This window comes from Pseudomonas sp. UBA3153 (assembly GCF_002364635.1).
Classification (GTDB): Bacteria; Pseudomonadota; Gammaproteobacteria; order Pseudomonadales; family Pseudomonadaceae; genus Pseudomonas_O; species Pseudomonas_O kuykendallii.
Window position 1 is genome coordinate 70,059 of the sequence record NZ_DEYR01000002.1, and the last position, 12,053, is coordinate 82,111.

15 protein-coding genes are annotated in these 12,053 nt (G+C 65.4%); 11 read left to right on the plus strand and 4 right to left on the minus strand.

Going from position 1 to position 12,053, the window contains the following annotated elements; all coding sequences use genetic code 11:
* Positions 1 to 93: 93 nt before the first annotated feature.
* The 7 genes from hisB (at position 94) to B2X67_RS00545 (ending at position 4,970) form a co-directional block, all read left to right on the plus strand.
* A complete protein-coding gene (hisB, locus tag B2X67_RS00515; protein WP_090225550.1) occupies positions 94 to 687 on the plus strand; it encodes an imidazoleglycerol-phosphate dehydratase HisB in 594 nt (197 codons plus the stop codon).
* On the plus strand, positions 687 to 1,325 hold the full coding sequence (gene hisH, locus B2X67_RS00520; protein WP_282340980.1) for an imidazole glycerol phosphate synthase subunit HisH: 639 nt from the start codon (positions 687 to 689) through the stop codon (positions 1,323 to 1,325). Before hisB ends, hisH begins: the two co-directional genes overlap by 1 nt.
* Complete coding sequence (locus tag B2X67_RS00525) at positions 1,322 to 1,585, plus strand: DUF2164 domain-containing protein (protein ID WP_273232616.1); 264 nt, start codon at positions 1,322 to 1,324, stop codon at positions 1,583 to 1,585. The genes hisH and B2X67_RS00525 overlap by 4 nt, the downstream gene beginning before the upstream one ends.
* Positions 1,586 to 1,658: 73 nt before the next feature.
* A complete protein-coding gene (gene hisA, locus B2X67_RS00530) occupies positions 1,659 to 2,396 on the plus strand; it encodes a 1-(5-phosphoribosyl)-5-[(5-phosphoribosylamino)methylideneamino]imidazole-4-carboxamide isomerase (protein WP_286784283.1) in 738 nt (245 codons plus the stop codon).
* 90 nt (positions 2,397 to 2,486) lie between these two features.
* Positions 2,487 to 3,257: an imidazole glycerol phosphate synthase subunit HisF gene (gene hisF, locus B2X67_RS00535; RefSeq protein ID WP_090225555.1), complete on the plus strand. Its 771-nt coding sequence runs from the start codon at positions 2,487 to 2,489 to the stop codon at positions 3,255 to 3,257.
* Between the two features lie 143 nt (positions 3,258 to 3,400).
* Positions 3,401 to 4,156, plus strand: a complete 756-nt coding sequence (locus B2X67_RS00540) for a substrate-binding periplasmic protein (RefSeq protein WP_282340986.1) — start codon at positions 3,401 to 3,403, stop codon at positions 4,154 to 4,156.
* Positions 4,157 to 4,214: 58 nt separating this feature from the next.
* Positions 4,215 to 4,970 (plus strand): substrate-binding periplasmic protein, encoded by a 756-nt coding sequence (locus tag B2X67_RS00545; protein ID WP_282340988.1) that lies wholly within the window; start codon positions 4,215 to 4,217, stop codon positions 4,968 to 4,970.
* 72 nt (positions 4,971 to 5,042) lie between these two features.
* Here B2X67_RS00545 and B2X67_RS00550 read toward each other — a convergent pair whose 3' ends face one another.
* The 4 genes from B2X67_RS00550 to gpmI form a co-directional block, all read right to left on the minus strand.
* Entirely contained in the window at positions 5,043 to 5,819 is a 777-nt protein-coding gene (locus tag B2X67_RS00550) for a divergent polysaccharide deacetylase family protein (RefSeq protein WP_376747736.1), read from the minus strand.
* A 4-nt stretch (positions 5,820 to 5,823) separates the two neighbouring features.
* Positions 5,824 to 7,158, minus strand: a complete 1,335-nt coding sequence (locus B2X67_RS00555; protein ID WP_286784338.1) for a S41 family peptidase — start codon at positions 7,156 to 7,158, stop codon at positions 5,824 to 5,826.
* 34 nt (positions 7,159 to 7,192) lie between these two features.
* Positions 7,193 to 8,467 (minus strand): murein hydrolase activator EnvC family protein, encoded by a 1,275-nt coding sequence (locus tag B2X67_RS00560; RefSeq protein WP_286784284.1) that lies wholly within the window; start codon positions 8,465 to 8,467, stop codon positions 7,193 to 7,195.
* Between the two features lie 271 nt (positions 8,468 to 8,738).
* Positions 8,739 to 10,274: a 2,3-bisphosphoglycerate-independent phosphoglycerate mutase gene (gpmI, locus tag B2X67_RS00565; protein WP_286784285.1), complete on the minus strand. Its 1,536-nt coding sequence runs from the start codon at positions 10,272 to 10,274 to the stop codon at positions 8,739 to 8,741.
* Between the two features lie 201 nt (positions 10,275 to 10,475).
* Here gpmI and B2X67_RS00570 point away from each other — a divergent pair, with 201 nt between their 5' ends.
* The 4 genes from B2X67_RS00570 (at position 10,476) to B2X67_RS00585 (ending at position 11,957) form a co-directional block, all read left to right on the plus strand.
* Entirely contained in the window at positions 10,476 to 10,889 is a 414-nt protein-coding gene (locus tag B2X67_RS00570) for a rhodanese-like domain-containing protein (protein ID WP_273232622.1), read from the plus strand.
* 1 nt (position 10,890) lies between these two features.
* Positions 10,891 to 11,145 (plus strand): glutaredoxin 3, encoded by a 255-nt coding sequence (gene grxC, locus B2X67_RS00575; RefSeq protein WP_090225568.1) that lies wholly within the window; start codon positions 10,891 to 10,893, stop codon positions 11,143 to 11,145.
* 31 nt (positions 11,146 to 11,176) lie between these two features.
* Positions 11,177 to 11,659 (plus strand): protein-export chaperone SecB, encoded by a 483-nt coding sequence (gene secB / locus B2X67_RS00580; protein ID WP_090225569.1) that lies wholly within the window; start codon positions 11,177 to 11,179, stop codon positions 11,657 to 11,659.
* Between the two features lie 139 nt (positions 11,660 to 11,798).
* A complete protein-coding gene (locus B2X67_RS00585) occupies positions 11,799 to 11,957 on the plus strand; it encodes a YqaE/Pmp3 family membrane protein (protein WP_090225571.1) in 159 nt (52 codons plus the stop codon).
* Positions 11,958 to 12,053: the final 96 nt, after the last annotated feature.

Genomic DNA, 12,053 nt, shown 5'->3' on the forward strand with positions numbered 1-12,053 from the left:
CACCCAGACGCGCCGCGTCTGCGGCCTGTCGTCCTACCTTGCGTTCGGCCTATAATGTCGCCCCTTTCGCCCTGAGATTTCGCGGAGCTGGTGATGGCCGAACGTACGGCATCTGTCGAACGCAATACCCTGGAGACCCAGATCAAGGTCTCGATCAACCTGGATGGCAGCGGCAAGTCCCGTTTCGACATCGGCGTGCCCTTCCTCGAGCACATGCTCGACCAGATCGCCCGGCACGGCCTGATCGACCTGGACATCCAGTGCAAGGGCGACCTGCACATCGACGACCACCACACCGTGGAAGACGTCGGCATCACCCTCGGCCAGGCCTTCACCCAGGCGGTCGGCGACAAGAAGGGCATGACCCGTTACGGCCACTCCTACGTGCCGCTCGACGAGGCGCTGTCGCGCGTGGTCATCGATTTCTCCGGGCGTCCCGGCCTGCAGATGCACGTGCCGTTCACCCGCGCGGTGGTCGGCGGCTTCGATGTCGACCTGTTCCAGGAATTCTTCCAGGGCTTCGTCAACCACGCCCTGGTCAGCCTGCACATCGACAACCTGCGCGGCACCAATACCCACCACCAGATCGAAACGGTGTTCAAGGCCTTCGGCCGCGCGCTGCGCATGGCCGTGGAGCTGGACCCGCGGATGGCCGGGCAGATGCCTTCGACCAAGGGAATCCTCTGATGCAGACTGTCGCCGTGATCGACTACGGCATGGGCAACCTGCACTCCGTGGCCAAGGCGCTGGAGCACGTCGGTGCCGGCCGCGTCCAGGTGACCAGCGATGCCAACGTGATTCGTGAGGCCGACCGCGTGGTGTTCCCCGGCGTCGGCGCGATCCGCGACTGCATGGCCGAGATTCGCCGCCTGGGCTTCGACGAACTGGTCCGCGAAGTCAGCGCCGACCGCCCGTTCCTCGGCATCTGCGTGGGCATGCAGGCGCTGATGCAGCGCAGCGAGGAGAACGGCGGCGTCGACTGCATCGGCCTGTTTCCCGGCCAGGTGCGTTTCTTCGGCAAGGACATGCAGGAAGACGGCGAGGCACTCAAGGTGCCGCACATGGGCTGGAACCAGGTACGCCAGGAAGTCGATCACCCGCTGTGGCACAACATCCCCGGCGACGGCCGCTTCTACTTCGTGCACAGCTACTACATCGAGGCCGGCAACCCCCGCCAGGTGGTCGGTCGCGGCCATTACGGCAAGGAATTCGCCGCTGCACTGGCCGACGGCTCGCGCTTCGCCGTGCAGTTCCACCCGGAGAAGAGCCACACCCACGGCCTGCAGTTGCTGCAGAACTTCGCCGCCTGGGATGGCCGCTGGTGAGCACCGCGCGCAAGGCGAAAACGCCGATCCTGCAACTCGACGCGGCCCAGGAAAGCGCCGCGGTCGAGGTGCTCAAGCGCTTTCTCGAGGACCGTTTCGAGCTGGAGCTGGGGTCGTTCGAAGCCCGGGAAGTGCTCGATCTGTTCGCCCGCGAGGTGGCGCCGCTTTACTACAACAAGGCGATCTTCGACGTGCAGGCGCACCTCAAGGACCGCTTCGAGAGCATCGAGAGCGACCTCTGGGCGCTCGAGAAACCCTGATTACCCTTGCCGGGCCGCCCGGGTTCGCAGCGCCGAAGCGCTTGCCCGGCGTGCCTTCGAAGAAGGAACAAACATGCTGATCATCCCCGCAATCGACTTGAAGGACGGCGCCTGCGTGCGCTTGCGCCAGGGTCGTATGGACGACTCCACGGTGTTCTCCGACGATCCGGTGAGCATGGCCGCGAAGTGGGTCGAGGCCGGCTGCCGGCGCCTCCACCTGGTCGACCTCAACGGTGCCTTCGAAGGCCAGCCGGTCAACGGCGAAGTGGTCGCGGCGATCGCCCGGCGCTACCCCGACCTGCCGATCCAGATCGGTGGCGGCATCCGTTCGCTGGAGACCATCGAGCACTACATCAAGGCCGGCGTGAGCTACGTGATCATCGGCACCAAGGCGGTCAAGCAGCCGGAATTCGTCGGCGAAGCCTGCCGCGCTTTCCCCGGCCGGATCATCGTCGGCCTGGACGCCAAGGATGGCTTCGTCGCCACCGACGGCTGGGCGGAGGTCAGCGCCTTGCAGGTGGTCGACCTGGCGAAGCGCTTCGAGGCCGACGGCGTCGCCGCGATCGTCTACACCGACATCGCCAAGGACGGCATGATGCAGGGCTGCAACGTCGAGGCTACCGCCGCCCTGGCCGCGGCCAGCCGCATTCCGGTGATCGCCTCAGGCGGCATCCACAACCTGGGCGATATCGAGAAGCTGCTGCTGGCGCGCTCGCCGGGCATCGTTGGCGCCATCACCGGTCGCGCCATCTATGAAGGCACGCTGGACGTGGCCGAGGCGCAGGCCTTCTGCGACGGCTTCAAGGGCTAGATAGTTGAGGTAGGGCGCGCGGGCCGCCTGTGCTGCGCGAACCGCTGACGGTTACCGGTGCGCACGGCGCACCCTACGAGAGAAGTCGCCATGGCACTGGCTAAACGCATCATCCCCTGCCTCGACGTCGACAACGGTCGCGTGGTCAAGGGCGTGCAGTTCGAGAACATCCGCGACGCCGGCGATCCGGTGGAAATCGCCCGCCGCTACGATGAGCAGGGTGCCGACGAGATCACCTTCCTCGACATCACCGCCAGCGTCGACGGCCGCGACACCACGCTGCACACCGTCGAACGCATGGCCAGCCAGGTGTTCATCCCGCTCACCGTCGGGGGCGGCGTCAGAACGGTGCAGGACATTCGCAACCTGCTCAATGCCGGAGCGGACAAGGTCTCCATCAACACCGCCGCGGTCTTCACCCCCGAGTTCGTCGGCGAGGCGTCCTCGCGGTTCGGTTCGCAGTGCATCGTGGTCGCCATCGACGCCAAGCGCGTCTCGGCGCCCGGCGAGACACCGCGCTGGGAAATCTTCACCCATGGCGGGCGCAAGCCGACGGGGCTGGACGCGGTGGCCTGGGCCAGGAAGATGGAAGACCTCGGCGCCGGCGAGATCCTGCTCACCAGCATGGATCAGGACGGCGTGAAGAGCGGCTACGACCTCGGCGTCACCCGCGCCATCAGCGAGGCGGTCGGGATTCCGGTGATTGCCTCGGGCGGCGTCGGCAATCTCGAGCACCTCGCCGCCGGGATTCTCGAAGGCAAGGCCGCTGCGGTGCTCGCCGCGAGCATCTTCCACTTCGGCGAATACACCGTTCCCGAAGCCAAGGCATACCTGGCCAGCCGCGGTATCGTCGTACGCTGACCGTTTCCGTCATCGCCCCTACGCCGGGGGCGATGCTACCGGGCGTTGCCCGAGCCTTTCGCGCGTCAGCGTTTTGCCGTCGATCAGCGTGCGCGCCCTGGCTGCGGATATCCTTCATCCACTCCATCGTTCTGCGAGAGATCATGCTCAAACGCGTATTGCTGCCGCTGCTCGGCACCTTGCTACTGTTCGCCGGCACCGCGCGCGCCGAAATCGACAAGTACTACAGCATCGTTCTGCTCACGGAAAACTTCCCGCCGTACAACATGGCGATCAACGGGAAGAATTTCGCCCATGAGAGCAATATCAACGGCATCGCCGTGGACATCGTTCGCGAAATGTTCAAGCGTGCCGATATCCGCTACAGCATGACGCTGCGCTTCCCCTGGGAGCGCATCTACAGGCTCGCCCAGGAGAAGCCCAACTACGGCGTGTTCGTCACCGCCCGCCTGCCGGAGCGGGAGGACGCGTTCAAGTGGGTCGGCCCCATCGGTCCCGACGACTGGGTCCTGCTGGCGCGCGGCGACAGCCCGATCAGCGTCGACAGCCTGGAAGCGGCCGGGAAGTACCGGATCGGCGCCTACAAGGGCGACGCGATCGCCGAGCGCCTGGCGGAAAAGGGCCTGCAGCCAATCACCGTGCTGCGCGACCAGGAAAACGCCAGGAAGCTGGAGAAAGGCCAGATCGACCTCTGGGCCACTGGCGATCCGGCCGGCCGCTACCTGGCCAGGCAGGAAGGTGTGAGCGGGCTGAAAACGGTGCTGCGTTTCGACACCGCTCAGCTCTATCTGGCACTCAACAAGAAGGTGCCGGACGAGGTGGTGCAGAAACTGCAAGCGACGCTGGAGCGGATGCGGGCCGAGGGTTTCGTCGACGAAATACTGGGTCGCTACCTGTAATCGATGCCTGGCCTTCATGATGAAACGCCACGGCGACAGACACTGGAGTAGTGCTGACATGCTGAAATCGTTGCAAAGGACGTTGACGTTGAGCTTGTTGCTGGTGGCCTCGGCAGCACGCGCCGAGCTGCCGGCCGACTACAAGGTGGTCCTGCTGACCGAGAACTTCCCGCCGTTCAACATGGCGATCGACGACAAGAACTTCGCCCGCGACGACGGCATCGACGGCATCAGTGCCGACATCGTGCGGGAGATGTTCAGGCGCGCCGGGATCGCCTACACCCTGACCCTGCGTTTCCCCTGGGATCGGCTCTACAACCTTGCCCTCGACAAGCCCAACTACGGGCTCTTCTCGACCACCTATACCCCCGAGCGCAAACCGCTGTTCAAGTGGGTCGGCCCGCTGGCCAAGACCGGCTGGGTACTGCTCTCGGCGCCTGGCAGCACGATCAAGGTCGCCAGCCTCAAGGAGGCCGAAAAGTACAAGCTCGGCGCCTACAAGAACGACGCGGTCAGCCAGCACCTGGAAAGCCAGGGGATGAAGCCGATCAACGCCCTGCGCGATCAGGAGAATGTCGGCAAGCTGCTCAAGGGGCAGATCGACCTGTGGGCCACCACCGACCCGGTCGGCCGCTACATCGCCAAGCAGGAGGGCGCCACCGGGCTGCAGACCGTGTTGCGCTTCAACGACGCCGAGCTGTACCTGGCGCTGAACAAGGACACCCCGGACGAGGTGGTCGAGCGCCTGCAGAAAGCCCTGGACGCCATGCGCGCCGATGGCTTCGTCGAGGACGCGACCAACAACTACCTGTAGTGGCCACGGGCGCGCAGGCGATGCGCGCCCGTATCCCACGGCGCCTGTGCGCTCTTCGCGGCGCGCCGCTGCTCAACGATAGATCCCGCCCTTGCCATGCGCCGCCATCGCCCGATTGCCGCGCACGGCGATCATAAGGTCGATGCCGATCCAGTCGATGCCCTGTTCGCGCAGGCGCGGCAGCTCGCGTTCGAGCACCGCGAGGGTATCCGGGTGCGGGTGGCCGATGAGCACCGCCGAGCCCTGCTTGCGGGCCAGCTGAATGCCGGCGGCCAACTGTCGGGCGACTGCCTGCGGGCTCGGATCGTCATCGAGAAAAACGTCGCGCGACAGGCTGGCCAGGCCGATCTTCTGCGCCTGGGCGGCGGCGACGGTGGCGGGGCTGGTGCGGCTGTCGAGGAAGATCAGGTGGCGGCGCTGCAACTCGCCCATCAGCCAGGCCATCGGCTCTGCTTCGGCGGTCATCCGGCTGCCCATGTGGTTGTTCAGGCCGTGCGCGTAGGGCACGGCGTCGAGCGCCGCGTCGAGACGCTCGTGAAGTTCTTGTAAGGGCATCTGCGGATGCCAGGAGAAGGGCCCGCCGGCAGGGTCCATCGGCAGGTGCAGGAGTACGGTCTTGCCGGCCCGGTGCGCGGCCAGTGCCAGTTCGCGTGCGTGCGGGGTGTCGGGGAGGATGGACAGCGCGACCGGACCGGGCAGGGCCAGCACGCGGCGGTCACGTGGCGGATTCTGCCCGAGGTCGTCGATGATCAGCGCCAGGCGCGGACGCTTGCCTGGCGGCGGGTTCGCCTGCTCGGCCTGCGCCAGGCCGAAAACGCCCAGCAGCAGGAGCAGCAGCCAGGCCCGCACCGGCTTACTTGCTGCGGGTGAGGTTCAGGCCCTTGAGCAGGTTCAGCGCCTGATTCAGCTGGTAGTCGTCGTCCTGCAGGCGCGGTTCGGTTTTGCTCGGATGCCCGCTGGGCTTGTCCGCGCCGCCGTTGCCGTTGCCCAGGTGACCGGCAAGATCGGCTTCCTTGAAGGTCTCGCCGTCGCCCTCCGGGGTCACCTTGGCGCGAGCCACTTCGATGTCGGGGACGATGCCCTGGGCCTGGATCGAGCGGCCGTTGGGGGTGAAATACAGCGCGGTGGTGAGCTTCAGCGCGCGGTCGTTGTTCAGCGGTAGCACGGTCTGCACCGAGCCCTTGCCGAAGCTGTCGGTGCCCATCAGCACGCCGCGTTTGTGGTCCTGCAGGGCGCCGGCGACGATTTCTGCCGCCGAGGCGCTACCACCGTTTATCAGTACCACCAGCGGTACGCCTTCGCTGGCATCGGCTGGATCGGCGGAGAAGCGCAGCTCGGAGTTGGCGATGCGGCCCTTGGTGTAGACGATCAGTCCGTCGGTGAGGAAATGATCGGCCACCTCGACAGCCGACTGCAGCACGCCGCCAGGGTTGTTGCGCAGGTCGAGGACCAAGCCCTTGAGCTTGCCGTTGTTGTCCTTGCGCAGCTTGGCCAGCGCCTTGCCGACTTCCTCGCCGGTGTTGATCTGGAACTGGGTGATACGCACGTAGCCGTAGCCCTTCTCGAGGAACTGGCTCTTCACGCTCTGCACCTTGATCACCGCGCGCGCCAGTTCGACGTCGAACGGCTTGCCGCCCTCGCCACGCACCAGGGTCAGGGATATCTTGCTGCCCGGCTTGCCGCGCATCTTGTCCACGGCATCCATCATCGACAGGCCCTTGGTCGGCTGCCCGTCGATCTTCACGATCAGGTCGCCGGCCTCGATGCCGGCCTTGGACGCTGGAGTGTCGTCGATCGGCGAGACCACCTTGATGAAGCCGTCCTCGACACCGACCTCGATGCCCAGACCGCCGAATTCGCCGCTGGTACTTTCCTGCAGTTCCTCGAACTCCTGCGGATCGAGGTAGGCGGAGTGCGGATCGAGGTTGCTGAGCATGCCCTTGATGGCGTTTTCCAGCAGGGTCTTGTCGTCCACCGGCTCGACGTAGGCCGCCTTGATGCGGTCGAGCACCTCGGCGAAGGTTCGCAGCTCGTCCAGCGGCAGCGGCGCCTTGGCCTGCGCGGCCGGCGTGGCAGGCATCGGCGCCGGCGCCATCGAGGCCGGAGGCTGTTGCGCCCAGGCGCCGCCACTGCCCGCGATGAGCGAAAGGGCCAGGGCGAGCGAGGTGGGGCGAAGCAGATGGCGCACGTGCAGCATGTCGAACTCCAAGGTAATGAACGCGCTAACCCTGCGCGCGGCACCATTGCGTGGGGTCGCTGGGGCGGCCCTGCTGGCGGATGGCGAAATACAGCGCGGGGGTTTCTTGGCCCCCGCTGGTGCCGACGGTGGCGATCGGCTCGCCGGCCTTGACGATGTCGCCGGCACTTTTCAGCAAACTCTGGTTGTGGCCGTACAGGCTGAGATAGCCCGAGCCATGGTCGAGAATGACCAGAAGCCCGGCGCCACGCAACCAGTCGGCGTACACCACGCGGCCGCCATGCACCGCGCGGACCTGGCTGCCGGCACTGGCGCCGATCAGTACGCCGTCCCACTTGGTTCGAGCGTCGTCGCCGCGCGGAGTGCCATAGCGTGCCACGATGCGTCCGTCCACCGGCCAGGGCAGCTTGCCACGGGCACTGCCGAACGGGCCGCCGTAGTTGGCCCCGGCGCTGGACACCAGCGGTCCGCTCGGGGCGCTGGGCGTTCTGTTCGGCGCGCCCTTGGGCTGCTCGCGGGCCAGGGCTTCCTGGCGGCGTTGCTCGGCAAGCGCCTGCTGACGCGCCTGCTCGGCCTCACGGGCCTGGCGGGCGAGAGTTTCCTCGATGGTCTTGAGCACCTGGCCGAGTTCGGCCTGCTCCTGCTCGCGGGCCTTGAGGCTGCGGTCCTTGGTCGAATAATCCTGATTCAGCTTGGCCAGGGCTTCCTGGCGCTCCTTGCGGACCTGAACCAGTTGCTCGCGACGACTGTCGAGGCCGTCCTTCTGCTCGTTGAGCTGGGCGTTTTGCGCGGCGATGTCGCTCTCGACGTTGGCCAGTTGGCGCAGCGTCTCGTTGAACGCGGTGAGCTGTTCGAGACGGGCCTGGCTGAGGTAGTCGTAATAGGTCAGGGTACGGGCGAATTTCTCCGGATTCTGCTGGTTGAGCAGCAGCTTGATGTATTCCTGGCGACCGCTCTGATAGGCGGCGCGGGCCTGGATGCCGATCAGGCGTTGCTGCTCAAGGCGTGCGTCCTGGAGTTTTTTTTTCTCTTCGTCGAGGCGCTTGAGCTCGTCCTGGCTCTTGCGCATCTCCTCTTCGAGCTGCCTGACCTGCTTTTCCAGCTCGCCCATCTCCGTTTCGGTGCTGCGCAGTTGCTTCTGCACGCCGCTTTTTTCCTGCTGCACTTTCTCCAAAAGCTTTTTCAGCTCGGCGACGTCCTTGCGCGCCGCCTCCAGCTGTTGCTGGGTTTCGGCGCGCTGGTCGGCGAACGCCGGGCTCAGCAACAGGGTGGCAAGCAGGAGGGTCAGGATGCGGAGCATGGAGTGCAGCGATACCGGGATAGAAGTGGAGGTTAGTATGCCTAAGAACCTGTTCACGATCTGCTGTACGTTGGCGTTACTGCGTCAAAAACAAGTTCGGATGCTCATTTACCACTCGTAACTCCGCTTCCTCATGTGTTTTTGCGGGGCCCCTTGCCCTTATAACGCTCCAGCTCGCGAAATCGTGAACAGGTGCCAGGACGGCGCGGACGCCTTGGTTCAAGCCGCGGGCCGGACACCGCGAAAAGACGCGGTGTCGGCCGCGACGGCATCAGTCCAGGGTGATGATCGAGGTGCCGGTCATCTCCGCCGGAATCGGCAGGCCCATCAGCGTCAGCATGGTCGGCGCGACGTCGGCCAGCACGCCGCCTTCGCGGATGTGCAGCTTGCGCTTGCCGACATAGATGAAGGGCACCGGCTCGCAGGTATGCGCGGTGTGCGCCTGGCCGGTGCCTGCGTCCTTCATTTGCTCGACGTTGCCGTGGTCGGCGGTGATCAGCGCTTCGCCGCCGACCTTGTCCAGCGCGGCGGCGATGCGGCCGACGCAGGTGTCGAGGCATTCCACGGCTTTCACTGCGGCTTCGAACACGCCGGTATGGCCGACCATGTCGCCGTTGGCGTAGTTGACCACGATGACATCGTAGCGCTGGTTCTCGATGGCCTCGACGATGCGGTCGGTGACCTCGGGAGCGCTCATCTCCGGTTGCAGGTCGTAGGTGGCGACTTTCGGCGACGGGATCAGGATGCGCTCTTCGCCTTCATAGGGCTCTTCGCGGCCGCCGGAGAAGAAGAAGGTGACGTGGGCGTACTTCTCGGTCTCGGCGATGCGCAGCTGGGTCTTGCCGTTCTTCGCCAGGTACTCGCCGAGCACGTTGGTGAGCGCTTCCGGCTTGTAGGCGCTGGGTGCGTCGATGCTGGCGGCGTACTGCGTCAGCATCACGTAGCCGGCCAGTTTCGGCTGGCGCGCACGGGGGAAGTCCTTGAAGTCGGGTTCGACGAACACGCGGCTGAGCTCGCGGGCGCGGTCGGCGCGGAAGTTCATGAAGACCACCGCATCGCCGTCTTCCACCGGCGCCGGCGCACCGATGGCGGTGGCCTTGACGAATTCGTCGCTCTCCTCGCGGGCGTAGGCGGCCTCGAGGCCGGCGACCGCGGTGTCGGCGGTGAACTGCGCCTTGCCGTCGACGATCAGGTCGTAGGCCTGCTGCACGCGGTCCCAGCGGTTGTCGCGGTCCATCGCGAAATAGCGCCCGATCAGCGTGGCGATGCGGCCCTTGCCCAGGTGCGCGAAGGTGGCGTCCAGCAGTTCGATGGAGGCCTGGGCGCTGCGCGGCGGGGTGTCCCGGCCGTCGAGGAAGGCGTGCAGGTAGATCTTCTCGGCACCGCGACGCGCGGCCAGTTCGGCCATGGCGACCAGGTGATCCTGGTGGCTGTGTACGCCGCCGTCGGAGAGCAGGCCGAGGATGTGCACGGCCTTGCCCGCGCCGACAGCCTTGTCCACGGCGGTGCAGATCGCCGGGTTCTCGAAGAAGTCGCCGTCGCGGATCGCCTTGGTCACGCGGGTGAAGTCCTGATACACGACGCGGCCGGCGCCCAGGTTCATGTGGCCGACTTCGGAGTTGCCCATCTGTCCGTCGGGCAGGCCGACGTCCATGCCGCTGCCGGAAATCAGGCCGTTCGGCTGGCTTGCCACCAGGCCGTCGAGGACCGGCTTGCGCGCGGCGAGCACGGCGTTGGAGTCAGGGCTGTCGCTGTGACCGAAGCCGTCCAGGATGATCAGAACCAGGGGTTTGGGCGTTGCGCTCATGAAAGGCTTCCTGAAATTTTCCATTCGTTGCGGCGGGGTGGCCGCGCTGGGCAGTTGCCATCGAAAATCGTCGGCCGTGGCAGTGACGGCGGGCCCGGCATTCTGCGGGGCCGCTTGGTTTCGCGTCACGGTTCGGCAGGTTTCGGCCGGCTCGGGGTGCTGTGTATACTGGCCGGCATTTTACCGCCCTGGAACCTATTGATGCTCGCCAAGCTGATTGAATTCGCCACTAACCACTACGTGCTTGCCAGCCTGTTCGTCGTGCTGCTGATCGCCCTGATCCTCAACGAGTCGCGCCGCGGCGGCCGCAGCCTGAGCAATCGCGAGCTGACTTCGCTGGTCAACAGTGGCGAGGGCGTGGTGTTGGACGTTCGCGTCAAGAAGGAGTTCGACACTGGGCACGTGGTCGATGCGCTGAACATTCCTCACGACAAGGTGGTCAACCGCGTGGCCGAGCTGGAAAAGCACAGGTCCAAGACCCTCATCGTGGTCGACGCCATGGGCCAGCATTCCGGAACCGTCTGCAGCGAGCTGAAGAAACTCGGCTTCAACGCCGTCAAGCTGTCCGGCGGTATCTCCAGCTGGCGCGGAGACAACCTGCCCCTGGTCAAGTGATATGTCGAAGATCGTCATTTACACCACACCCTGGTGTCCGTACTGCATCCGCGCCAAGCAGTTGCTCGAGCGCAAGGGTGTCGCCTTCGAGGAAATCGGCGTGGAGCGCGACGCCGCGTTGCGTGCCGAGATGACCCGCAAGGCCGGCCGCACCTCGGTACCGCAGATATGGATCGGCAGCACCCACGTGGGTGGCTGCGACGATCTTTTCGCTCTGGAGCGCGCCGGCAAACTCGACGCCTTGCTCAAGGGCTGATTTCCACTGTCGTAACTCACAAGGCTCTGCCATGACTGAAGAAACCACCAACGGCGCCGCCCAGGACGCTCAGAACCCGCAATTTTCTCTGCAGCGCATCTATGTGCGCGACCTCTCCTTCGAAGCGCCCAAGAGCCCGGAAATCTTCCGTCAGGACTGGACGCCGAGCGTCGCGCTGGACCTCAACACCCGCCAGAAGCCGCTGGAAGGCGACTTCCACGAAGTCGTGCTGACCCTCTCGGTCACCGTGAAGAACGGTGAAGAAACCGCCTTCATCGCCGAAGTGCAGCAGGCCGGTATCTTCCTGATCAAGAACCTGGACGCCGGCTCGATGAGCCACACGCTCGGCGCGTTCTGCCCGAACATCCTCTTCCCGTATGCCCGCGAAACCCTGGACAGCCTGGTCACCCGTGGCTCGTTCCCGGCGCTGATGCTGGCCCCGGTGAACTTCGACGCGCTCTACGCGCAAGAGCTGTCGCGTATGCAGTCGGCCGGTGAAGGCACGCTCAACTGAGTGCCGGACGCCGCGAATGAACGCCCTTCGGGGCGTTTTTTTATGTCCGCGCGAAGCGAAGCGGTGTGCGCAGTGAACCGTCGCAGGCGCCTCGGGTCGATTGTCCGGTAAGCCCAACGCCCATCATGGAGTACCTGCAATGGACCTTATCCGCATCATCATCGCCATCCTGTTGCCACCGCTCGGAGTCTTCCTCCAAGTCGGCTTCGGCGGGGCGTTCTGGCTGAACATCCTGCTCACGCTGCTTGGCTACATCCCCGGCATCATCCACGCCGTCTGGGTCATCGCGCGGCGCTGAGCCGATGCACGGGAGCCGGCGTGCAAGGCGCCGGCTGCGGGTAAAGCGTCGCGCTTTGCCGCGATGTCGCGGAGATCGTCCTAAAATTTCCGGTTA